We start from the raw sequence: 23,316 nt of genomic DNA on the forward strand, positions 1-23,316 counted from the left end.
GACATGGCAGGAATCTGCAAGCCAAAGCCAAAAGTTTGTTATAAAATCTATCGGCCAGTCTGCGGTTGCGACGGCAGAACCTATCCTAATGATTGCATGGCTGCCAGCGCAGGCGTTTCTGTGCGGCATCAAGGTGTGTGCCGGATAAAGAAATAAGCAGCTTGCTTTCATGCGGCACACGTTGCCGCATGAAAGAACTTTTTGCCGTATTCCGTTTCCCCTTCCTTCCCAATCCATCCTCATATCACCGATAGGAAATGCCATGTCAGAAGACACCTACACCGAAGTGAGCAATGAATCGTGGTTCAGCCGTCTCGGCGGAGCCTTCAAGGGGATTATTTTCGGCCTGATCCTCTTGCTTGCTGCCTTTCCGCTTTTGTTTTGGAATGAGAGCAGGGCGGTGAAAACCTACAAAACCCTGAAGGAAGGCGGCGGCGCGGTGATTTCGGTGAACGGCTTCGAGCCAGCCAACGAGGGTAAGCTGGTGCATGTGAGCGGCACAGCGGCCACGGAAGCCAGCTTGAGCGACCCGGTCTTCGGCGTTTCGGCCAACGCCCTCAAGCTGCGGCGCGAGGTGGAGATGTATCAATGGCATGAAAGCTCAAAGAGCGAGACCAAGAAGAAGCTCGGCGGCGGCACGGAAACCGTGACAACGTATTCGTACAGCACTGGCTGGTCAAACCATGCCATCAGCTCGTCCGGCTTCAAGAAATCGGCAGGGCACGAGAATCCCGGCTCTATGCCGTATCGTTCCGAAGAGCTGGTTGCGGAGCGGATCACCTTGGGCGCCTTCACGCTGCCGCCTTCTTTGGTCAGCAAAATCAGCGGTTCGCAGTCACTTGCGCTGCCCAGCGACCTGCCGCTGCCGGAAGAGCTGGCAGGACGGGCCAAGCGACAGGACGGCGGCTTGTATCTCGGCCAAAATCCGGCCTCGCCGCAGGTGGGTGATGTGCGGATCAGGTTTGCGAGTGTCCCGGCGCAGGAAATCAGCGTGGTTGCCCAGCAGCATGGCAGCAGTTTTGTGCCATATCAAGCCAAGGCGGGCGGGGCGATTGAACTGCTTCAAGAGGGCAGGGTGCCTGCCGAGGCCATGTTCAAAAAGGCGGAGCAGGACAACGCCATTCTGACCTGGATATTGCGCGCTGTCGGCTTTGTCCTGATGTTCGCCGGACTGAGCATGATGTTCAAGGTGCTGTCAGTGGCTGCTGATCTGCTGCCTTTTTTGGGCAATATCATTGGAGCAGGAACTGGCATCATCGCCTTTTTTCTTGCGGCCCTGCTTTCATTGCTCACCATTGCTGCCGCCTGGATCGTTGCCCGACCGCTGCTGGGCATCGGCCTGCTCGTCGCGGCGGTTGCTTTGGTGCTCGCAGTCAAAGGCAAGCTGGGCAAAGTGCAAGCAAAACCGGCCATGCCGCCGCCACCACCTGCATTTTGAACCGTTAAGCAGCAAGTCGGGCCATGCTTCCACTCGATCCCCTCACGTTGCGCCTGCACGGGCAAATCCTGATTGAAGCCAGCGCAGGCACAGGCAAAACTTACACCATTGCCCTGCTCTTCCTCCGCCTGCTGTTGGAACAGGAGCTGGCCGTGGATGAAATCCTCGTTGTCACCTTCACCAAGGCGGCGGTGGAGGAGCTGCGGGGCCGCATCCGCCAGCGCATCCGTGACGCGCTCGACGTGCTGGACAAGCGGGCAGATGATCAGCGGCTGCGTGCGCTGTTAGATAAAGTGCAGGATGACACTCTGGCTCAAGTGCTTCTCAACGATGCCCTGACCCGGATGGACGAGTCGGCCATCTGCACGATTGACAGTTTCTGCCGCCGGATGCTCAAAGAACATGCCTTTGAGTCCGGCGCGCCGTTTGAAATGGAGCTGCTGGACAGCGAGCAGCAGATACGGGCGCGGGCGATGGAGGATTTCTGGCGGCAGCGGTTTTATCCGCTGGCAGAGGCAGAAGCGGCTTGGGTGCAGACGCAGTGGGAATCGCCGGAAAAGCTGTTGGCCGCGCTGGGCGGGCATCTGGAGCGGGACGATGTGGACTGTCTGCCGCAGGTGAGCCAAGCGGATATCGCCCGGCAGACAGCAGAACTGAAGTCGCTTTTTGCTGAAGTGACGCAGCAGTGGCGGCAGCAGCGGGAAAGCATTGCCGCGCTGTTGCGGGACAACAAGCGGCTGTCGCGGAGCAACAGCGAGGGCTACGGTTTGGAGCGGCTTGAACCTGCCTTGACGCAGATGGACAGCTTGGCCGAATCTGCGGAACCGCCTTGGCTGCTGCCTGATAAGTTGGCACTGTTCACCGCCAGCAAGATTGACAGCTCGCTGCTGAAAAAAGGCAAGGGCGAGCCGCCGGAGCATCCCTTCTTCAATCTCTTCGAGCAATTCTGGCAGGCGCATGGCCGGGCGGCGGTTGCGAAGAAGGCGGCAATTCTCCTTGAGGCGCGGGCGTGGCTGCGCAGCGAGCTGTCCCGGCGCAAGCAGGAGCAGAACCAGTTTTATTTTTATGACCTGCCGGTCTGGTTGGATAAAAGCCTGCATGGGCCGGAAGGCGGCGAGCTGGCCCGGCGCATCGCCAGACGCTTCCCGGTCATCTTGGTGGATGAATTTCAGGACACAGACCCGCTCCAGTACCGCATCTTCAAGGCAGTCCATGAAGCAGCAAAGGCACTTGATGCGGTGGCGAAAAAAAGGTGGCAAGAAGATGAGAAGGCTGGTCTTTTTCTGATCGGCGATCCCAAGCAGGCTATCTACAGCTTCCGGGGCGCGGACATTTTCACCTATCTGCAAGCGCGGCGGGACACGCACGAGCGGTGCCGCCTGACTATGACCACAAATCATCGCTCCAGCGCGGCGATGGTCACGGCGGTGGAGCGGCTTTTCAGCGGCGAGGCTCCGTTTCTTTTCCCGGAAATCAGTTTTCCCCATGTTGCCGCCGCAGGAAAAACAGCCGCTTTTCTCCGTGACGGCAGCACGCCGCCGCCGCTGACCTGCCTGTTTTTGCCAGAAAAAGAAGCAGGCAAGCCTTTGAGCAAAGAATTGGCCGGAGAGCAGGCCGCCCGTTTTTGTGCGCATGAAATCGCTCTGCTGCTGGCAACCGGGCAGACTGGCCGGGCCAGCATCGGCGGACAGCCCTTGGTTTCCGGTGACATCGCCGTGCTGGTGCGCACTCATGCGGAGGCAGAACAGGTGCGCCGCGAGTTGAACGCGCTCGGTATCGCCAGTGTTTCCGGGGACAACGATTCGGTCTTTGCAGCCAAAGAGGCCCGGCAATTCCTGCTTCTCCTCAGCAGTCTCAGCGATCTGTCGGACAGCGGCCTGCTGCGCACGGTGCTGGCTGGTGATCTCTTTGGCTGGACAGCAGAGCAGCTCGACCAGCTCCGTGACGACGATGCGGCGCGGGAACAAAGCCTGGCCGCGATGAGCCGTTATCGCGATCTCTGGCAGCAGCAGGGCGTGCTCGCCATGTTTCAGCAGCTCCTCAGCGAGCAGCGGACGGTCAGCCGTCTCTGCGCCATGCCGTCTGGCGAGCGGAGGCTGACCAATTTCCTCCATCTTGCGGAACTGCTGCAAGAGGCAGCCAAGCAGCGACCTGCCCCGGATGCGCTCTTGCGCTGGTTCAACGACCAGATGCACAGCGCGGACGGTCAGTCAGAAAATCAGCAGCTTCGTTTGGAAAGCGACGAAAATTTAGTCAAAATCGTCACCATCCATAAAGCCAAGGGTATGGAATATCCGCTGATTTTTCTGCCGTTCTTATGGAGCAGCCGATCTGTCATGCCGGACGGGCCGCTGACCTTTCATCGGCAAGGCCGTCTCTGCCTTGATCTTGGCTCCGGCAACGAGGAGCATTTGCGGCTGGCCGATGCGGAACGGCTGGCCGAAGACCTGCGTCTGCTCTATGTGGCCCTGACGCGGGCGGTGCATGGCTGCTTTTTTTGCTGGGGCTGGATCAAAAAAATGGAGGAAAGCGCGCTCTGCCGACTGCTGCATCAGTCTGAACCGCTTTCAGCTACACAGATTGCTGTTGATTTGGCCAAGTTGGCTGAGGTGCTGACAGCGAAGCCCTGCCCGCCGAAATTTCCTGCTCCGCCTGCGCTGCGGGCAGCGGAGCAGGCGGTTGCGCTGAAGGCGGCTCAGTTTCGGGGCAGAATAGACACAGACTGGCGCATTGTCAGCTACTCCAGCTTGGCCTTCCGCAAGGAGGACAGAACTGAGCAGCCGGATCATGATGAGTTGGCGGATTTTGCGAAAAAAAACGAGGCAGAACGGCTGGATGTGTTCAGCTTTCCCAAAGGGGCGGCGGCTGGTGTCTGCCTGCACGCCATTTTGGAGCAGATCAGCTTCAACGATGCCAGCGGCCACGAAGCGGTGATTGCCACCGAGCTGGCGCGGGCCGGATTTGCTGCTTCGTGGTTGCCAGTGGTCGGCGCGTGGATGCAGAATGTGCTTCGCGCCGAGCTGCTGCCGGGCTTTTCGCTCTCCTGCCTGCAAGAGGGCGAGCGGCTTAACGAGCTGGCCTTTTATTTTCCGCTTGAATCTCTGCGCATAGACCGCTTTAATCGCGTGCTGCGGGACTTCGGTCATGCGCCGCTGCCGGAGAACAACGGCATCTTGCAGGGACTGATGACCGGTTTTATAGACCTCGTCTTTCAGTGGCAAGGTAAATATTATCTTGCTGATTACAAGTCAAATCATCTCGGCAACCAAGCAGCAGACTACAGATTAGACAGGTTGCAAGATGCCATGAACGAGCACCGCTATGACCTGCAATATCTGATCTACACCGTTGCATTGCACCGTTTTCTTGCTGGAAAAATCCAAAACTATAGTTATGAGCAGCATTTCGGTGGGGCATTATATTTATTTTTGCGAGGAATGCAGATAAAAAATGGAGAAAAGTGTGGTATTTTTACCACCAATCCTTCTCAATCTTTGATTGAGAAGGATATATTCTATAGTATGTAGAATATACTTATTATATATGCTAATATGATAGCATAGTCATGAATGTATCTAACATCCTCATGAGATAAAAATCTTGTCTTGTTAAAGACAAGATTCATTTGTCTTTGTTAGCATCATTGCTATTTTTCATGACGTGTAATTTATCACTAACATACTGGAAAGTTCATAACAGTCTGTATATACGGTTCATTAGGGTTTCTGCGCATAGTATTCAGTCTGCCAAATTGCTTCAATGAAGAATTTTCTTGCCTTTTTCTCGGAATACATGGCAAGATAAGCCAAAGCTGTCGCCCCTGAACGCGCAACCCGCATCCCGTGAACACTTGATGCGAAAATCCTTCTTAGGCTGCTCAATTTTTTAGCATTCAACATGAGGAAAATATGACTATAAATCATGTTTTATCTGTGTCATTCACTTTGTTTTTTTATTTTGTGCTCGCGGTTGCATTCTACGGCATAGGAATAGCTTCTGTTAAAGCGATTGGAATAACCAAAAAAGATCAAATTCAGTCTTTGTCAACTTTTTATATTTGGCTTGGATTTGCAATTTCTCTATTTTTATTTAATTTAATACATTTTTTTGCTCCTGTAAATATTTTTTCAGTTCTCCCGATTTTAATTATCGGCATAGCATCATTTTTCTTTTCTATTAAACATCAGAAAGACAATATATTTACTTATATCAACAAAATATATTTCGTATTTTTTGCTATTATTCTCCTTATAATTTCTGTCTGGATTGCATCGCGCTCGATGCTAAAAACTTCTATTTATGATTCAAATTTATATCACTATAATTATATAAGATGGATAAATACATTTCCGATAGTTCCTGGATTAGGGAATTTACATGGAAGGCTTGCGTTTAATCAATCTTTTTTCACATATGTAGCTGTTCTTAATCTATATCCTATATTTGGACAAGGAAGAGCGATTGCCAACAGCTCTATTCTTGTTTTTGCATTTTTAACATTTTTTGAAATATTTATTTCAACAATTAAAAATACAGATAATCATTATCTGTCTTATCAAGACAAGACTACATCGTTGTTTCTACTTCCAATTTTAATTTTTTTTACCTTATTTTCGAGTGGAGTTGATTCGCCGTCGCCAGACCTCGCCTCAAGCGTTATTCAGCTTGTTATTTTTCTGTTATTTATCAGTATATTACATGATTCGCTTGTCAGAAACACGAATTATCCAGTTAAGAATTTAACTTTTATTATTTTAGCAACAACGTTAGTAACTATAAAATTAAGCAATTTAATATTTTCTTGCACAGCACTAATTATAATTATAATGATTTTTTTGAATCAGATTCATGCTCGATATCATATAAAATATATTTACTATCCTATAGTAATTGTTATTGCTTGGTTTTTGAATGGTGTAATAATATCTGGATATCCTTTTTATCCTTCAACACTCTGTCATGTGAAACTTAGCTGGTCTCTTCCTGTTGAATCTGTTGTTGATTTAGAGAACTGGGTTTATAGCTGGGCGCGGCAACCAGGAACACATTGGAAAAATGTTTTAGGAAACTGGAACTGGTTGTATCCTTGGATGAACAATATTATTCAGAACTATTATTTTGATGTAGTTATTCCTTTGTATATGTTTGTAACCATTGTTTTAATAGATGTATTGTTGTTAACCCCCATTTTGTGGTTTAAAAAAAGAAAAATATTTTTTATAGAGTGGATAATTATTTTTCCGTTATTTGCCGGATTGCTTTTCTGGTTTTTTACCGCGCCTGATCCAAGATTTGCCAATGCAGTTTTCATGTTGCTGCCAGTTTCAGCGACCTTAGTTCTGCTCTTTAAGATTAAACAAATAGCAAACAGACAAACAGCTATATATGCTGCAGGCATGTTCTTTACCCTTGAATGTTTTTGTTTGTTATTTTATGTCCATAAAAATCAGCGGGTTATTTCTAATGTTTCATTAGATGGCTGGCAAAAAGATGAGCAACCGCAGCTCGTAGAAAAGATTACAAAGCACGGACTTCGTGTTTATACGCCATTGCAGGGGAAAGATCAATGCTTTGATGCTCCGCTTCCTTGCACACCATACTTTAATGAAAATCTGAGCTTAAGACGGGCTGGCGATCTTGCTTCAGGATTTATCATTCAAGAAAAAAAGTAATTGACAAAATTCTACAGATGAGCAGAATAACCGTCAAAGACTTCCGCGAGATGAAGGGCAGGCGAAAAATTGCCATGCTCACCGCCTATGATGCCTCAACAGCCCGGCTGTTAGACAGCGTCGGCGCGGATTCGCTGCTGGTCGGCGACTCACTGGGCATGGTGGTGCTGGGCTATGATTCCACTGTGCCGGTGACGATGGAGCAGATGCTGCATCATGCTGGCGCGGTCAGCCGGGGCACGGCTCGCGCTCTGGTGATCGGCGACATGCCCTTTGGCTCGTATCAGGTCAGCCCAGAACAGGCTGTGGCCAACGGCATCCGGTTTCTCAAGGAGGCGGGCTGCGCAGCGGTCAAATTGGAAGGCGGCGAAGAAGTTTGCGCAGCGGTTCGCGCTTTGGTGCGGGCTGGAGTGCCGGTGATGGGCCATATCGGCCTCACGCCGCAGACTGCCAGCCAGCTTGGCGGCTTCAAGGTGCAGGGCAAAGACATGGCGGCGGCGCGCAAGCTGCTAGCTGATGCCAAAGCCTTGGCGGCGGCGGGCGTGTTCGGCATCGTGCTGGAAGCGGTGCCAGCGAGTCTGGCGGCAATCATCACCCGTGCGGTCGCGGTGCCGACCATCGGCATCGGCGCAGGGCCGCACTGCGACGGACAGGTGATCGTCACCAACGACATGCTCGGCCTGTTCGACAAGTTCGTTCCCAGTTTTGTCAAGCAATACGTCAATCTTGCCCCGGAAATGAAAAAAGCGGCACAAGCCTACATCAGCGAGGTGGCCGCAGGCGCGTTTCCCGGCCCGGAGCACAGTTTCGCCAGCACCGAGGATTTCAGCGCGCTCTTGGACGAGCCGCCGCCCGCTTGTCCTTGACGGAAGCCGCCCGGTGGTATAAAAAGGGCGGATGGCAAATGCAACGCTGCATATCTCTGTTCTGCCGCAAGAGACGCTGGACTGGCTGCGGCCACGTTCCGGCGGCGTGTATGCGGACGGCACCCTTGGCCTTGGCGGCCATACGGAGCTGATACTGCGTCAGTCCAGCCCGGACGGGCGCGTGTTCGGTTTTGAATGGGACAGCCAGGCTGCCGCGCTGGCGCAGGAACGGCTGGCGGGCTTCGGCAGCCGCTTCAGTCTGGTTCCCACTTCGTATGCCGCGCTGCGGGCCGAATGCTTGGCACGCGGCACCGGCTTGCTGGACGGCATCCTCTTGGATTTGGGCGCATCGTCGCTCCAATTTGACAGCGCGGCGCGGGGCTTCAGCTTCATGGCTGACGGCCCGCTCGACATGCGCATGAGCCGCGATCTGCCCGCAACTGCGGCGGAGCTGCTCAACAGCCTGAGTCCAGACGAGCTGGCAGATATTTTTTATCACTACGGCGAGGAGCGGCAGGCCCGCCGCATCGCTCGTTTCATTGCCGAAGCCCGCATTGTTCAGCCCTTGGCAACCACGCGCCAGCTCGCTGAAATCGTCCGCCATGCTGTTCCCGGCCAGTATCAGCCAAAAAAAATTCATCCGGCCACCAAGGTGTTTCAGGCCCTGCGCATCGCCGTCAACCGGGAGCTGGACAATCTCGCCAAAGTGCTGGCAGATGTGCCATCGCTGCTTGCGCCCGGCGGCAGATTTTGTGTCATCACCTTTCATTCGCTGGAAGACCGGATGGTCAAACAGGCTTTTGTTGGCAATCCGGCTCTGCGGGTGCTGACCAAAAAGCCTGTGCTGCCCGCTGCGGCGGAATTATGCGCCAATCCCCGCAGCCGCAGCGCCAAGCTGCGCGTGGCGGAAAAAATCTGAGAAACAAGCTGATGCTGGCCGTAGGCAAAAAAGGACACAATATCAGGCAGGAGGTGCGGATTCGCATTGCCAGTCCCCCCACCCGTTCCAGCAACGGCAGAGAGGAAATTTCTGCGGAATTTTTCCGCTTGCTGGCGCGGCTGCTGGCTGCCATTGCTTTGGCGACTCTGCTGATCAGCCTGCTGCTGCATTGGCGCATCCGCCAGGAAACAGCGGAGCTGGAACGTCTGACAGCGGTCAATGCTGAAGTCCGCCGCGATCATGCCAGTCTGACCGCCAAGCGTGACGAGCTGACCTCCAAACCGCGTGTTGTTGCGGCAGCAGCGGTCCGTCTCGGCCTGCAACTGCCGACCAAAGAGCAGGAACACCAGTTGTACTGAACCCGCCATGCGTGCGCCTGCCTCTCCTGTCAGCAAGCCAGCAGTCAGCCGGACTGCGCAGCAGCAGAACGAAGCCCGGCAACGGCGGTGGCATCGCTTTTGCCTGCTGCTGGCTCTGCTTTTGCTGGCGGTCACTGCAGGGCTGCTGCGCTTCTTTGTTGTTTCACCTGCGGGAACAGGCTGGGCAATCAATAAATTTTTCAAAGAGGAGGCGGAGCAACCTAACTCGCCGCCGCCTGCTGCTCCGCCCGCAGCGTCAGCTCCCCTGCGCGGCACCATTTATGATCGGAACTTGGAGGAGCTGGCGGTTTCCTACCGTCTGTACTCCCTTCAGGCGCATCCGGCAGAGCTGACCGACTTGCAAGAGGCAGCGGCGCGGCTCGCTTCTGCCGCAGGAGCGGATGCGGAAGAGCTGTTCCGGCGGCTGTCCAGCAGAGAACAGATGGTGGAGCTGACCGTCGGCTTAGATGCAGAGCAAGCCAAGGCTGTCGAAACGCTTGCCTTGCCGGGAGTGTCGTGCAAGCCGGTCGAGGCCCGCTATTATCCCGGTCATGCAGCAGCAGGGCGTTTGCTCGGTTTTGTCAATGAGGAAAATGGGTTGAGCGGCACGGAGGCACTCTACGACAGCCTGCTCCAGCCGGGCGCGTTCCGGCCTGCCGAGGCTCAAGAAATTGATTTTGCCGGGCAGACGCATTTGGGACCGCAGGCCGCTGATTTGGTGTTGAGCCTTGATCTCAAACTGCAAAAACGGCTTGAAGAAGGGCTGAGTGACTGGCGGCGGCAGAACGGCGCAGCGGCAGGCGCGGCCTTGGTGCTTGATGTAGAGACAGGCCGCCTGCTGGCTGCGGTGCGGCAGCCCGGCTTTGATCCCAACTATTTCTGGCAGACCGGGGCGCAGGCTGTTTTGCCGAAAGAGGATGGGCCGTTCTTTTCGGCGGAATTTTTTCCTGAACTGCTGCGGCCTTTGCTGGCCGAAGCAGCCGCAGCGGGCAACGCAGAACTGGGCGGCGACCTGCTGCCTGCGGCAGTCAGAATTCCCTCTGAGTTCACGCAAGAAGACTGGGATGCCATCTGGCAGAAATTTGGTTTTGATCAGCCAGTGCCGGAACTGCTCCCGCTTGACCCAAAACATCCGGCGGCGGAAAACGGTTTGCTCCGCAATGGTCGCTTGAGTGCGGCAGATATCGCTGTCGGCGCGGCTGCGCTGCTCAACGGCGGCAAACGGCTCACACCGTGGTTTCTTGAAGCGGTGCATGATCCTGACCGGCGGCAGTTTTTCAGCCGCCAAGCTGATGCCAGTCCGGCGCAGCGGCTCGTTTCTCCCACTGCTGGCGTGCAGCTGCGCCGCAGCCTGCTGCATGATTCCTTCTGGGCCAGCAGCGAGGGCTTTCTGTACACCAACAGCGTGGCTGCCGCTGCCGAGAAAAACGGCTTGCGGGAGCAGCATCTTCAGGCTGTGCTGATCGCTGCCGCGCCGCAGAGCAAGCCAAACCTGCTGCTGGTTCTGGCTGCTGATTATGGCGCGCTATATCCGCAGCCTGCTGATTTCACGCTTTTTCACGATCCAAATAAATTAGCTGAACTGGGCCGCAATCTGCTGCCGGTTCTTGCCAAATTTGCTGGCGACAGCACAGCAACCTTGAAAGAGCCTCCGACCGCCCGGAATGAGGCGAATTTGCGCCGTTTTCTTCTCAGCCGCCGCCTGAACCGGCCTGCTGCGGAAGAAAAAGAATACGAGCAGGCTCCGCAAGTTATGCCTGACGTAGTTGGCCTCAGCCTGCGCCAAGCCCTGCGCCGCCTCAATCCGCACAAGCTGCGGGTGCAGATCAAAGGCAGCGGACGAGTTGTCGCCCAGAAACCGGCGGCGAAAACATCATTGACCAAAATTGACACTTGCGAGCTGCGCTTAGAGCCGCTTTTTAAAGAAAAATGACTATCGAACTGCATCTGCTGCTGCATTGCCTGCCGCCCGAACTCAACGCAAAAATCCTGCACGGAACAGCGAATAGCAAGATCAGCAAAATCACCCCTGATTCCCGTGAGGCCAGATCGGGTTGCCTCTTTGTCGCGGTCAAAGGCGGCAAGGCGGATGGCCACACATTCATTCAGCAGGTGATTGCTCAAGGCTGCCGCTGCGTGGTGGTCGAGGACGATCCCGGCCAGATAGACGGCGCGGCAGTGGTGCAGGTCAGCGACAGCCATGCCGCCTTGGGCTGGTTAGCCGCCGCGCTGCATGATTTTCCGGCACGGAACATGACCTTGATTGGCCTGACCGGCACCAACGGCAAAACCACGATTTCCTGGCTGATTGAGCAAATGCTGCAAGCGGCGGGCTGCCGTGTCGGGGTGATTGGCACAGTGAACAGCCGCTGGCCGGATTCTTCTGGCAAGCTGATTGCCGAACCTGCCAAGCTGACCACGCCCGGCCCGGTCGAGCTGCAAGCCACGCTGCGGGCAATGGCCGACGCAGGCGTGACGCATGTTGTGATGGAGACCTCCTCGCACGCCCTTCAGCAGGAACGGCTGGCCGGGCTGCGTTTCGATCTCGGCCTCTTCACCAATCTGACCCGCGACCACCTCGATTTTCACGGCACGATGGAGGCCTATTTTGCCGCAAAGAAGCTGCTCTTCATCCGTTATCTTAAAGAGAACGGCAAGGCGGTGATTGTCGCCGATTCCGACTGGAGCCAGCAGCTATGCCGGGAATTGGCGGCGGAGCTGCCTGCGCTGCCGCAATTCACCTGCGGTCTTGATGCCGATTGCACGGTTTCCGCCGCTGATTTGCAGCAGAATATCCGGGGCTTTTCCTGCACTCTCAGCTTGAACGGCAAGGCGTTTCCTTTCAGCTCCCGTCTGACCGGACGGCACAATGTGCTGAATATTCTCGCCGCAGCCGGAGCCGGGCTGGCTTTGGGCTTGGAGTCAGAACAAATTATTTCTGGTTTATCAGAGGAGAGGCAGGTGCCGGGCCGCTTGGAGCGGGTGCGTCTGCCCGGTTTGCCTGAGGAACAGCAGCCGGTGGTTTTAGTGGATTACGCCCATAGCCCGGATGCCCTTGAAAATGTGCTGCAAACGCTGCGTCCCTTGGCTGCCGGGCGGCTGATCTGCGTCTTCGGCTGCGGCGGCGACCGCGACAAAGGCAAGCGGCCTCAAATGGGCGCGATTGCGGCGCAATATGCTGATTTGACTATAGTCACTTCGGACAATCCCCGCTCGGAAAAGCCGGAGACGATCATCAGCGAGGTGGCGGCAGGCTGCCGGGCTGCTGGTTTGGTCGAAGTTGCGCCAGAGGAGCTGTTTGTCGGGTGTTTTGCCTGCATAACTGACCGCCGAACTGCCGTGCAGACGGCCTGCGCTTCAGCCGGGCCGGAAGACATCGTTCTGCTGGCAGGCAAAGGCCATGAGGATTATCAGATCATCGGCGCGGAGCGGCATTTCTTTGATGACCGGATTGAGGCGGTCAACGGGCTGCTGCGCTGGAATCTGCGGCATTTGCTGGCGGCGACGGGCGGCACGGCACAGGGGCCTGCCCCTGCGATGTTTGGAAATATTTCCACAGACACCCGCAGCTTGCAGCCAGGCGATATTTTTGTCGCTTTAGCCGGGGAGAAATTCGACGGCCACGATTATGTGCAGACAGCGGTCAAGGCCGGAGCCGCTGCGGTTATTGTTCATCGGGAAGTGCAGGTGCCGGTTCCTGCCGACGTGCTGCTTGTGCAGGTTGCGGACACGCTGCAAGCCCTGCTTAATTTGGCCGCATATCGCCGCAGGCTGCTGGGAAAAAACCTGACTGTGGCCGCGATTACCGGCAGCTGCGGCAAAACCACGGTCAAGGAGCTGGTTGCGGCAATTTTCAGCCGCCATTTTGCTGAGGTGAAGACGGGCATCAACCCGGTTTTGAAAACACAGGGCAATTTCAACAATCTGGTCGGAATGCCGCTCTCGCTCCTGCCGGTGGAAGCAGGCCATCGGGCGGCAGTTCTGGAAATGGGCATGAATCATCCCGGCGAAATTGCCCGCCTTGTTGCCTCCGCGCAGCCGGACATCGCCTGCATCACCAACGTGCAGGCTGCGCATTTGGAAGGCTTGGGCAGCATTGAAGGTGTGGCCAAGGCGAAGGGCGAGCTGTTCGCCGGAATGCGGCCAGACACGGTCAGCGTGGTGAATATGGATAATCCGCAGGTGCGCAAACTGCCGACGAATTCAGCACGGATCATCGGCTTTGCTGTCACGCCGGAAGGACTTGGCTGCAAGCCGGAGGTCAACGCGGTGAGCATTGCTGATCTCGGTGAAAAAGGAATGCGCTTCACCCTGCGCATCAGCGGCTGGGAGCAGGAAATAACGATTTCCCTGCCCGGCCTGCACAGCGTCAGCAACTGCTGCGCTGCGGCTACGGTCGCCCATGCGGCGGGCATTGCGCCGGAAACCATCGCCGCCGCTCTGGCCGCGCAGCAGGGCGTGACGGACAAGCGGATGCAAATTGTCACGCTGTCAAACGGCGTGCAGGTGCTCAACGACTGCTACAACGCCAATCCCGGCTCAATGTCTGCGGCTTTGAAAACTCTGCTCAGTTTTGGCAAAGATTGTCAGCATATTGCTTTGCTCGGCGACATGCTGGAATTGGGCGCATCTTCAATCGAGGCGCATGAGAAAATTGGCCGCGAGGCTGCGGAACTTGCTTACGATGCGCTGGCTGTTGTCGGCAATTTTGCTGAATATGTTGCGCAAGGAGCGCGGCAGGCAGGCATGGCCGCAGAGCGGATTCATCTTTTTGCCGACACCGGCGCAATGGCCGCCTGGCTGCTGGATGAAATTGACAAAAACCATATCAAAGCGGGCGACTGGCTCCTGCTTAAAGGCTCGCGTGGGATGCGGATGGAAAAGGCGCTGGAGGCCGTGCAGGCCAAGCTGAACGAGGGAGCTTGCTGATGTTCTACAATCTGATCTTCCCGCTGCACGAATATTTCAGCGCGCTCAATGTGTTCCGCTATGTGACCTTCCGTTCTATCGGCAGCGCGCTCACCGCCTTTCTTATTCTGTTCCTCTTTGAACCAGCCTTCATCCGCTGGCTGAAAAGTCAGCGCATTGGCCAAGTGGTGCGCGACGACGGCCCGGAAAGTCATTTCAGCAAGCGCGGTGTGCCGACAATGGGCGGCCTGCTGATGCTGGTCGCCATCGCGGCGGCAACGCTGCTTTGGGCGAATTTGCGCAACGGCTTGGTCTGGGTCTGTCTCGGCTTGACCCTGTTCTACGGCCTGATCGGCTCGGTGGACGATTGGAAAAAAGTGACGAAAAGCAGCAGCAAAGGGCTGTCGGCGCGGGGCAAGCTGATCCTGCAAATCCTCGGCGGCCTGCTAGTCGGGCTGTACCTGCACCTGCATCCGGCTTATGATGGCAGCATCAGCCTGCCCTTCCTCAAGGGCGTGCAGCCTGATCTCGGCTGGTGGTATATCCCTTTTGCCGTGGCAGTGATCGTCGGCGCGTCAAACGCAGTCAATCTCACCGATGGGCTGGACGGCCTTGCCGCCGGGCCAGTGATGATCGCCTCGTCAGTGTATCTGATTTTCGCCTACGCGGTCGGCAACGCGGGCATGGCGCATTATCTGCAAATCACGCATGTTGCAGGTGCGGAGGAAGTGGCGGTATTCTGCGCAGCCTTGGCCGGAGCATGTCTCGGCTTTCTTTGGTACAATGCCTATCCAGCGCAGGTTTTCATGGGCGATGTCGGCTCCTTAGCATTAGGCGGCGCGTTGGGTGCAGTGGCGATCATCATCAAGCAGGAAATCTTGCTCGCCATTGTCGGCGGAATTTTTGTCATGGAAGCCCTGTCGGTGATCATTCAGGTCGGCTATTTCAAGGCCAGCGGCGGCAAACGCATTTTCCTCATGTCACCGTTTCACCATCATTTTGAGAAAAAGGGCTGGACAGAGCCGAAAGTGGTGGTGCGTTTCTGGATCATCTCGATTATTCTTGGTTTGATGGCTTTGGCGACGCTGAAGCTGAGGTGAAGCCAACTAAACTTTTGCACCTTGGAGAAGAGCGGAAGCGTGATCAGATACATTGACCTGTTTGCCGGAGTCGGCGGTTTCCGCTATGCCATGTGCCATGCTGCGGCAGAGTTTGGCCTTGCTGCCGAATGTGTTTTCAGCAGCGAAATCGACAAGGAATGCCAGCGGGTCTATCAGGCAAATTTCGGTGAACTACCGCAGGGCGACATCACGGCAATTCCGGCGGCATCTATTCCAGAACATGATATTCTTCTGGCGGGTTTCCCTTGCCAGCCTTTCAGCATCATCGGTCAGCGAAAAGGATTTCAAGATGCCAGAGGCACGCTTTTTTTTGAGATTGCAAGAATCCTCGACGCAAAGAAACCCTCTGTCTTTGTTCTTGAGAATGTAAAATTGCTGGCCGGGCACAACAAGGGAGAAACCTTGCGGACAATCTTGGAAATCTTGCGTGAACTGGGCTATCATGCCGGATACAAGATTCTCAATGCGCTGGATTTCGGCTTGCCGCAGAAAAGAGAGCGCATCTTTCTTGTCGGTTTCCGCAAATCTTGCCCGTTTCAGTGGCCTGCTGCCAAGATGCCCATGCGACCGCTCAAGGATATTCTTGAACACGAGGTGCCTGAAGAATATTTCGCCTCGGAGCATATCAGAAAGAAGCGGTTGAGCCGAAAGCAGCCTTCAGCCGAGCCGACTATCTGGCATGAAAACAAATCCGGCAATATCAGCGCATATCCTTTTTCCTGCGCCTTGCGGGCAGGAGCTTCTTATAATTATCTTTTAGTCAATGGAGAGCGGCGGCTGACAGCCAGAGAAATGTTCCGGCTGCAAGGGTTTTCAGAAGAATTCAAGATCATATCCAGCTATGCCCAAGCCAGAAAACAGGCAGGAAACAGCCTGCCGGTGCCTGTTGCCAAAGCGGTGATCAGGAATGTGCTTGAGGCTTGCGGCTGGGTTTCTTTGAATTCACAGGAAACAACTATCCGTCAGCTCAATTTGTTTGCAGAAAAAAGAAAATACAATGCAATCGCCAAAGCTGCGGACGGTGGAGAAATACCAGCCGCCGTATCCGCTTAACAAATTTCCTGAGCATTTTGCAGTCAATTTAGGCCGTGAGGTAATCTATCTGCTTGCCAGCAGGGGAAAGGATGCTCGGCTTGAAGGACAAGACTGGGAAGAGATTTTTGCACGCTTGATTGGGGCGGAATGGAAACCTTCCAATGTCGGACTTGATGATGTCGTGTTGGAGCAGACTGCTTGGGGTGCCAAAACCGTCAAGAATCCCAAGCCATCCACGGTCGCCAAAGTCCGTCTCATTTCAGGACGCAACTCGCCTGTGTATTCCTTTGGCGACAAAGAAATAAGCAGATGCGAACCGAATGAGCTTGGCGAGAAAATTTTAGCAATCTGGAATGAACGGGTTGCTGGAGTCCGCAAGCTGTATCGGCATGTCCGCACAGTGGTGCTGATCAAGTCTAATGATCTGCTTGAACTTGCCGCCTTTGAGTTTGACACCATCATGTATCCTGCTGATCAGTATTGGTGGCAATGGAATGAACGCAACAATCTTGAAGGCTATGCCAAGGCGGATGAGCGGCATCTTTTCACGTGGCAGCCGCATGGCTCTCAGTTCACCATTATTGAAAATGTTCCTGAAGAACGGCTGGCAGTCAGAATACAAGAACCTCCGTTGCTTGACCGCGATGAAGTGTTACTGTCGATCAAGTTTGATCCATCTTGGATAACGATTTTATGATTAAGTACGAAACGAGGGCGAATAAGGCCAGCGACAGATTTTTTAATGCTTGCATCGCCAAAAAGTCAATTGGAATCACCATGTTTTCGATTGACATTGACACGATTTCAATTGGAATTGCCCCGTTTCCAATAAGAATCAAGGCGATTTCAACCGAAAACAGCCCAAAGTCAATTTGAATCAGGGCAATTCCGATTGACTTTGACCCAATTTCAACAGGAATCGAGCCGATTCCAATCGAAAATGGCCTGATTTAAATTGGAATTAAGGCAATTCCAGTGTGCATCAGGCCGTTTCCGGCGTGCTTTAAGGCAGGGGAAACGGCGTATTCATTCAGTAAAATCTGCACAAAGCGCAGCTCAACCGCGCCAGACAAAACCACACTGTCTCACAGACAAGGAGGAAACATCATGCGTTTTCCGAAAACAGAGTCTGAAATCAGAGCATTGGCGCAAAACATCATCAGCGGGCTTGCAAACAATCCGAACTTTCCTTCACCGCCGGTCTCCTCTGCCGCTTTGCAGGCTCGGCTGGACACGGCAGCCAATTCCAGCGATGCGCAGGTCAGGGCGCAGGCTGCGGCAAAGCAGGCCACCGACACCAAGCAGACCGACTTTGACGCGCTGATTACCGACATGAAAACCGTGCTCCATTACGCCGAAGACACGGTGCAGGGCGATGATGCCAAATTGTCGGAACTTGGCTGGGGCGGCAGGTCTGCGCCGCACGCGCTGGAAGTTCCCGGCCAGCCACGGCTGCTGGAAGTGCTGCGGCAAGGCGCGGGCTGGCTGACGCTGGATTGGAAGCAGCCTGCTGACGGCGGCGCAGCAGCTTCCTACAAGATCGAACGCCGCGATTTGAGCGAAGGCGGGGCGTGGAAACTGGCTGGCATGGCGGTTGACATTGAAATCACGCTCAATAACCAGACGCATGGCAAGGAATGGGAATATCGCGTCATCGCGGTCAACAAAGCCGGTGAGAGCGAGCCGAGCAACACAGTGGCGGCGGTGCTGTGAGGCGAAGGTGCCGCATACGTTTTTGGATTTGAAAAATCAGACTTGCCAACCACTACGGTTTAGCATCCTTTAAAAAGGAGGAGATATGTTTCTGCTAGAGTTCATTATTGTTCATTTTTGCTACCTTGCTGTTTTCGTACCATTGGCAATTCTGTTGTATGCGTCCGTCGTTATTGTTGGCGGCAACGAAATTGCTTTGATTGAACGAAGGTGGTTTGGCAGAAAGATGCCTCAGGGACGGGTTGTGGCCCTGGGCGATGAAGTCGGCATCCAAGCGCGGACACTTGGTCCTGGTCTGCATTTTCTGATTCCATTTATCTACAAGGCGGCCAAAAGCGTTTTCACCGAAATACTGGAAAACGAAATTGGTCTGATTGAATCAGTCGATGGAACATCTATTCCGACCGGCAACATTTTTGCCGCAGTGGTGCCTGGCCATAATTCTTTTCAGGACGGCGAGGCATTCATCAAGAACGGCGGCCAAAAAGGGCCGCAGATTGAGGTGCTCCCTCCTGGTAAATATCGGATCAACCCGTACCTGTTTAAACTGACCAAAGGGAATGTCACGGAAATTAAAGACCTCGAAATAGGCATTGTTGAGTCAGTGGACGGCGCGCCGATCCCGGAAGGCAAAATTTTCGCCGGGGCGGTGGAAGGCCACTCCTCTTTTCAGGATGGCGAGGCATTCATCAAGAACGGCGGCCAAAAAGGGCCGCAGATCGAAATCATTCCGCCGGGCAACTACCGCATCAATCCGTATCTGTTCAAAGTCACCAGAAGCACGGCCACTAAGATTGGCGAAGGAGAGATAGGCCTGGTTGAATCTGCTGACGGGCTGGCGATTCCCACTGGGCGCATCTTTGCTGATGTGATGCCCGGCCACAAATCCTTCCAGTCCGGCGAGAATTTCATTAAAAGCGGCGGCCAGAAAGGGCCGCAGACAGAGATACTGCCGCCAGGTGTTTACCGTATTCATCCAAATTTGTTCAAAGTCACCAAGTCCGCCGCTGTCGTGATTGAGAAGGGCAGTGTCGGGATGGTCACTGCTCAGGATGGCGCGCCGATCCCGACAGGACGACTGCTGGCGCAGAGCGTGCCCGGTCACTCGAACTACGAGAACGGCGATGCCTTTCTGAAGAATGGTGGCCAGAAGGGGCCGCAGATTGACATCCTCCTGCCTGGCACGTACCGCATCAATCTGAACCTCTTCAAAGTCCAGATTGCCCCTGCGGTGGTCATCGAAGCCAACAAAGTCGGGCTGGTGACGGCCTTGGACGGCATTCCGCTGCCAGAACGGGAATATGTCGCCGCCCCGATAACCGGCCACAATGATTATCAGGATGGTTCCGCCTTCCTGACCCGGCAAGGACAGCGCGGCCCGCAGCTGGATGTCCTGCGGCCGGGCACCTATTATATCAACCCGTTTATGTTCAGCGTGGAAACCGACGATGTCGCGGTGGTCGAGCGCGGTCAGGTTGGAGTCGTGGTGTCAAACGTCGGCGAGGAGCCGACAAAGGAGATGAAGCAGCGTCTCGGCTCAAGCCAAATCGGTGCGTCGGAGGAGGAAGGCAAAGAGAAATATGTGGTGCCGACAGGATTCCGGGGCATTCAGGAAGAGGTTGCCGGGCCAGGCCGATATTATCTGAACCGGCGTGCCTTCATGGTGTATATCATTGACACGACCAACATCACCATTGACTGGGATGATCAGCAGGAGACCCGCTTTGACCAGTTGAACGTCATCTCGAAAGACGGCTTCCCGATCCAAGTGTCGGTCAAGGTCGTCATCCGTGTCCGGCCTGATCAGGCCCCGTACATGGTGGCCAAAGTCGGCTCCATTGACAACCTGATCCAGCATGTCATCCATCCGATGATTGACTCCTCCTTCAGAAATCAGGCATCCACAGCTTCGGCAATGAACTTCCTTCAGAGCCGGTCGGAAGAGCAAGTGAAGGCGGAGACTCGCGCCAGAGCTGATCTGGAAAAGTATCATGTGGAGTGCGTGTCGGTGCTGATCTGCCAGATCCGCCTGCCGGAAGAGCTGATGCAGACGCAGACCAAGCGGATCATCGCCGAGCAGCAGCAGGAGATGTACAAGATGGAGCAGAAGTCGCAAACGGAACGCACCGAGATGGAGAAGATGCGGGCCACTGCTGATCAGCAGCCTGTCCTGGTCGCCTCAGAAATCGCGGTGAAAGTTGCCACACAGAAGAAGACTGAGATGATCACTCTTGCGGAAGGCACAGCCGAGGCCAAGGCACTGGAAGGCGCAGGCGAGGGCAAGCGGCTGAAAGCCATCGGCGACGGCGAGGCATCCAAGATCGCCGCCATCGGCGAGGCGACCGCCCAGGCGTACACCAGACAGCAGGAAGCCCTTGGCGAAAATGCTGTCAAGCAGATCAAAATCGTGGAGCTGATTGCCGCTGCTATTGAACGCGGCAGCATCAAGATTGTGCCAGATGTCCTGGTGGCGGGCAGCGGCACTGCTGCGGATGGGTTGATGGGCATGTTGACCAAACTTCTGCCCGGCGTTGAGCTTCCCGCTCTCCTGAAGAATCTTCATAAGAACCATGACGACACTGCTGTGTCCGCAGGATGAAGGCGGACGCTGCTGCTCAAAGAAGCAAGGAGTTGGAATATCGCGTCATCGCGGTCAACAAAGCCGGTGAGAGCGAGCCGAGCAATACAGTGGCGGCGGTGCTGTAGAGGCGAGGTGCCTCCTTCTATAGCCTGATCGCTTTAGTGAACGACTAAAAAAGTAACGAAAAGCGGCAGTCAGCGCGAAATATGTAGCGGTGTTAAGGATGCTGCAATCGTTACTTTGAGACCTATAATTTCCTTCCTGTCCTGATGTTTCCATCTCAGTTTTGGCAAGAGTAACTGCCGCAGCCACACCAGCAGCGACAATTCCCATCTTTTTCTCTTTCTGTGCCATGAACAGACTCCTTGACGCGAACATCAACCGGGCTGCCGAAGGGCTGCGGGTTCTTGAGGACATTGCCCGCTTCGCCTTTGACCGGCAGGAACTTTCTGCGGAACTGCGCGGCCTGCGCCACAGTCTGCGCGACCTCTTCAAGGGCCGTGAGAGCAGTTTGCTTGCCGCCCGCAACGCGGCGGAGGATGTGGGCAAAGCCACATCGCAGCACAGCACGGGCGACCGGCGCGGCAGTCTGCGTGACACCGTGCTGGCCAACTGCAAGCGGGTGCAGGAGGCGGCCCGTGTCCTGGAAGAAATTCTCAAGGCGCAGGGCGAATACGCTGCGGGCAAGCGGCTGGAGCAGCTGCGCTTTACGGTTTATGAACTGGAGCCGCGTTTCCTGCCGCTCTTTCGCCGCCCGCTGCCTGCGGGCATCTACGGCATCTTGGGCGAGAAATTCTCCCGTGGCCGCAGCAACGCGGACGTGGCCCAACAGATGACTGATGCCGGAGTGCGGATCATTCAGTACCGGGAAAAGCTGAAGGACAAGAGCATCAAGGCGATCTATGAGGAATGCTTGGCCATCCGCCGCATCACCGCAGATGCGGGCGCGTTGTTCATTGTCAATGATCATGCCGCGATTGCCCTGATGGTTGGCGCGGATGGCGTGCATCAGGGCCAGGATGATCTGCCGGTGAGCGAGCTGCGCAGGATTGCGCCTGGGCTGCTCATCGGCTGCTCAACCCACAGCCCGGAGCAGGCCGAGCAGGCGGTGCGCGACGGCGCGGACTACATCGGCGTGGGGCCGATCTTCAGCACGCAGACCAAAGAGGATGTTTGCGCTCCCGTTGGGCTGAATTATCTCGACTATGTTGCCAAAAACGTCCATATTCCCTTTGTCGCCATCGGCGGCATCAAACGGGAGACCCTGCCGCAGGTGCTCGCGCATGGCGCAAAGACCGTCTGCTTGGTCACGGAGATCATCGGCGCGGAGGACATCGGGCAGCGGGTCAGGGAGATTCAGGCTATCATCACTACTTCAGGAGCACAGGCATGACGCAAGCATACACCACCCAGATGGACGCGGCCCGCAAAGGTATCATCACCCCGCAGATGCGCGAGGTCTTGGCCAATGAGATTATCTCTGAACAGCTCCTGCTGGAGCGGGTGGCGCAGGGACGCATCGCCATCCCGGCCAACAAGCATCACCATTGCCTGAAGGCGGCGGGAGTCGGCGAGGGTTTGAAGACCAAGATCAATGTCAATCTCGGCGTGTCCAAGGATGTCTGCTCGTTCGAGAGCGAGATGAACAAGGCCCGCCTCTCGCTCAAGTACAAGGCTGATGCGATCATGGATTTGAGCGTCTCCGGCGACACCGAAGGCTTCCGCAAGCGGCTGGTTGCGGAAGTGCCGGTGATGATCGGCACGGTGCCGATTTATGACACCCTCACCCGCACTGGCAAGCCCACCGAGCAGATCACGGTGGAGGACTGGTTTGAGACCGTGCGCATTCATGCCGAGAACGGGATTGACTTCATCACCATCCATGCGGGCTTGAACCAGAAATGCGCCAGCAGCCTGCGCCTCAACAAACGCCTCTGCGGCATAGTCAGCCGGGGCGGGGCAATTCTGTATGAATGGATGGCCAAGACCGGCAAGGAAAATCCCTTCTACGAGCACTTCGACCGGCTTTTGGAGATATGCGAGCAGCACGATGTCTGCATCAGCTTAGGCGACGGCCTGCGGCCTGGCGCGATCAAGGATTCCACCGACGCGCCGCAGATTGAAGAGCTGATCACGCTCGGCGAGCTGACCAAGCGGGCTTGGGCGCACAACGTGCAGGTGATGATCGAAGGGCCGGGCCATGTTCCTCTGCACGAGGTGGAAATGAACATGAAGCTGCAAAAGAAGCTCTGCCACCACGCGCCGTTTTATGTGCTCGGCCCGCTGGTCACGGACATTGCGCCCGGCTACGATCACATCACTTCGGCCATTGGCGGCGCGCTGGCAGCCATGCATGGGGCGGATTTCCTCTGCTACGTCACGCCAGCGGAACACCTGCGCCTGCCTTCTGCGGACGACGTGAAAGAAGGCATCATCGCCTCCAAAATCGCTGCCCATGCGGGCGACTTGGCCAAAGGCATTCCCGGCGCGGCGGATTTAGATCATGCCATGAGCGCGGCGCGGGGCAGCTTGGACTGGGAAGGCCAGTTCAGTCTTGCCCTTGACCCGGAGAAAGCGCGGGCCTACCGCGCCTCTTCCCAGCCGACCGACAAAGGCGTTTGCACCATGTGCGGCGACTTCTGCTCGATGAAGCGGCTGAAGGGGCTGCTGTAAAAAAAGGGGG

17 protein-coding genes are annotated in these 23,316 nt (G+C 55.4%); all 17 read left to right on the forward strand.

Features of this window, described 5'->3' with window-relative positions; all coding sequences use genetic code 11:
• The first annotated feature begins 3 nt into the window (after positions 1–3).
• The 17 genes from ACNKH6_RS08565 (at position 4) to thiC (ending at position 23,306) form a co-directional block, all read left to right on the forward strand.
• On the forward strand, positions 4–156 hold the full coding sequence (locus ACNKH6_RS08565) for a Kazal-type serine protease inhibitor domain-containing protein (RefSeq protein ID WP_417915190.1): 153 nt from the start codon (positions 4–6) through the stop codon (positions 154–156).
• A 106-nt stretch (positions 157–262) separates the two neighbouring features.
• The gene (locus tag ACNKH6_RS08570) at positions 263–1,438 is read left to right on the forward strand and encodes a TMEM43 family protein (protein ID WP_417915138.1); all 1,176 of its coding nucleotides are present in this window, start codon (positions 263–265) and stop codon (positions 1,436–1,438) included.
• Positions 1,439–1,461: 23 nt separating this feature from the next.
• Positions 1,462–4,965, forward strand: a complete 3,504-nt coding sequence (gene recB / locus ACNKH6_RS08575; protein ID WP_417915139.1) for an exodeoxyribonuclease V subunit beta — start codon at positions 1,462–1,464, stop codon at positions 4,963–4,965.
• Between the two features lie 381 nt (positions 4,966–5,346).
• Positions 5,347–7,110, forward strand: coding sequence for an LIC_10190 family membrane protein (locus ACNKH6_RS08580; RefSeq protein ID WP_417915140.1), 1,764 nt, complete (start codon positions 5,347–5,349; stop codon positions 7,108–7,110).
• Positions 7,111–7,127: 17 nt separating this feature from the next.
• On the forward strand, positions 7,128–7,976 hold the full coding sequence (gene panB / locus ACNKH6_RS08585) for a 3-methyl-2-oxobutanoate hydroxymethyltransferase (protein WP_417915141.1): 849 nt from the start codon (positions 7,128–7,130) through the stop codon (positions 7,974–7,976).
• A 31-nt stretch (positions 7,977–8,007) separates the two neighbouring features.
• Complete coding sequence (rsmH, locus tag ACNKH6_RS08590; RefSeq protein WP_417915142.1) at positions 8,008–8,895, forward strand: 16S rRNA (cytosine(1402)-N(4))-methyltransferase RsmH; 888 nt, start codon at positions 8,008–8,010, stop codon at positions 8,893–8,895.
• An 11-nt stretch (positions 8,896–8,906) separates the two neighbouring features.
• Positions 8,907–9,275, forward strand: a complete 369-nt coding sequence (locus ACNKH6_RS08595; protein WP_417915143.1) for a hypothetical protein — start codon at positions 8,907–8,909, stop codon at positions 9,273–9,275.
• A gap of 7 nt (positions 9,276–9,282) precedes the next feature.
• A complete protein-coding gene (locus ACNKH6_RS08600; RefSeq protein ID WP_417915144.1) occupies positions 9,283–11,208 on the forward strand; it encodes a PASTA domain-containing protein in 1,926 nt (641 codons plus the stop codon).
• Positions 11,205–14,204: a UDP-N-acetylmuramoyl-L-alanyl-D-glutamate--2,6-diaminopimelate ligase gene (locus ACNKH6_RS08605; protein ID WP_417915145.1), complete on the forward strand. Its 3,000-nt coding sequence runs from the start codon at positions 11,205–11,207 to the stop codon at positions 14,202–14,204. The genes ACNKH6_RS08600 and ACNKH6_RS08605 overlap by 4 nt, the downstream gene beginning before the upstream one ends.
• A complete protein-coding gene (gene mraY / locus ACNKH6_RS08610; protein WP_417915146.1) occupies positions 14,204–15,283 on the forward strand; it encodes a phospho-N-acetylmuramoyl-pentapeptide-transferase in 1,080 nt (359 codons plus the stop codon). The genes ACNKH6_RS08605 and mraY overlap by 1 nt, the downstream gene beginning before the upstream one ends.
• 39 nt (positions 15,284–15,322) lie before the next feature.
• Positions 15,323–16,357: a DNA cytosine methyltransferase gene (locus ACNKH6_RS08615; protein WP_417915147.1), complete on the forward strand. Its 1,035-nt coding sequence runs from the start codon at positions 15,323–15,325 to the stop codon at positions 16,355–16,357.
• Entirely contained in the window at positions 16,302–17,036 is a 735-nt protein-coding gene (locus ACNKH6_RS08620; protein ID WP_417915148.1) for a hypothetical protein, read from the forward strand. The genes ACNKH6_RS08615 and ACNKH6_RS08620 overlap by 56 nt, the downstream gene beginning before the upstream one ends.
• Positions 17,037–17,446: 410 nt before the next feature.
• On the forward strand, positions 17,447–18,052 hold the full coding sequence (locus ACNKH6_RS08625) for a fibronectin type III domain-containing protein (protein ID WP_417915149.1): 606 nt from the start codon (positions 17,447–17,449) through the stop codon (positions 18,050–18,052).
• A gap of 226 nt (positions 18,053–18,278) precedes the next feature.
• Positions 18,279–20,651, forward strand: a complete 2,373-nt coding sequence (locus ACNKH6_RS08630; RefSeq protein WP_417915150.1) for an SPFH domain-containing protein — start codon at positions 18,279–18,281, stop codon at positions 20,649–20,651.
• On the forward strand, positions 20,648–20,758 hold the full coding sequence (locus tag ACNKH6_RS08635) for a fibronectin type III domain-containing protein (protein WP_417915151.1): 111 nt from the start codon (positions 20,648–20,650) through the stop codon (positions 20,756–20,758). Before ACNKH6_RS08630 ends, ACNKH6_RS08635 begins: the two co-directional genes overlap by 4 nt.
• Positions 20,759–20,985: 227 nt before the next feature.
• Positions 20,986–22,026 carry a thiamine phosphate synthase gene (gene thiE, locus ACNKH6_RS08640; protein WP_417915152.1) on the forward strand — a complete coding sequence of 347 codons (1,041 nt, stop codon included), beginning with the start codon at positions 20,986–20,988 and terminating at the stop codon, positions 22,024–22,026.
• Entirely contained in the window at positions 22,023–23,306 is a 1,284-nt protein-coding gene (gene thiC, locus ACNKH6_RS08645; protein WP_417915153.1) for a phosphomethylpyrimidine synthase ThiC, read from the forward strand. The genes thiE and thiC overlap by 4 nt, the downstream gene beginning before the upstream one ends.
• Positions 23,307–23,316 lie beyond the last annotated feature (10 nt).

This window comes from Candidatus Electronema sp. JM (genome assembly GCF_048287415.1).
Taxonomy (GTDB): Bacteria; Desulfobacterota; Desulfobulbia; order Desulfobulbales; family Desulfobulbaceae; genus Electronema.

Bases quoted from the DNA above. Each gene is read 5' to 3' on its own strand.
- ACNKH6_RS08620 (WP_417915148.1), top strand. From the start codon at position 16,302: ATGCAATCGCCAAAGCTGCGGACGGTGGAGAAATACCAGCCGCCGTAT.
- ACNKH6_RS08635 (WP_417915151.1), top strand. From the start codon at position 20,648: ATGAAGGCGGACGCTGCTGCTCAAAGAAGCAAGGAGTTGGAATATCGC.
- ACNKH6_RS08595 (WP_417915143.1), top strand. From the start codon at position 8,907: ATGCTGGCCGTAGGCAAAAAAGGACACAATATCAGGCAGGAGGTGCGG.
- ACNKH6_RS08605 (WP_417915145.1), top strand. From the start codon at position 11,205: ATGACTATCGAACTGCATCTGCTGCTGCATTGCCTGCCGCCCGAACTC.
- ACNKH6_RS08600 (WP_417915144.1), top strand. From the start codon at position 9,283: ATGCGTGCGCCTGCCTCTCCTGTCAGCAAGCCAGCAGTCAGCCGGACT.
- ACNKH6_RS08625 (WP_417915149.1), top strand. From the start codon at position 17,447: ATGCGTTTTCCGAAAACAGAGTCTGAAATCAGAGCATTGGCGCAAAAC.
- thiC (WP_417915153.1), top strand. From the start codon at position 22,023: ATGACGCAAGCATACACCACCCAGATGGACGCGGCCCGCAAAGGTATC.
- ACNKH6_RS08570 (WP_417915138.1), top strand. From the start codon at position 263: ATGTCAGAAGACACCTACACCGAAGTGAGCAATGAATCGTGGTTCAGC.
- thiE (WP_417915152.1), top strand. From the start codon at position 20,986: ATGAACAGACTCCTTGACGCGAACATCAACCGGGCTGCCGAAGGGCTG.
- ACNKH6_RS08565 (WP_417915190.1), top strand. From the start codon at position 4: ATGGCAGGAATCTGCAAGCCAAAGCCAAAAGTTTGTTATAAAATCTAT.
- rsmH (WP_417915142.1), top strand. From the start codon at position 8,008: ATGGCAAATGCAACGCTGCATATCTCTGTTCTGCCGCAAGAGACGCTG.
- recB (WP_417915139.1), top strand. From the start codon at position 1,462: ATGCTTCCACTCGATCCCCTCACGTTGCGCCTGCACGGGCAAATCCTG.
- panB (WP_417915141.1), top strand. From the start codon at position 7,128: ATGAGCAGAATAACCGTCAAAGACTTCCGCGAGATGAAGGGCAGGCGA.
- ACNKH6_RS08580 (WP_417915140.1), top strand. From the start codon at position 5,347: ATGACTATAAATCATGTTTTATCTGTGTCATTCACTTTGTTTTTTTAT.
- ACNKH6_RS08630 (WP_417915150.1), top strand. From the start codon at position 18,279: ATGCCTCAGGGACGGGTTGTGGCCCTGGGCGATGAAGTCGGCATCCAA.
- mraY (WP_417915146.1), top strand. From the start codon at position 14,204: ATGTTCTACAATCTGATCTTCCCGCTGCACGAATATTTCAGCGCGCTC.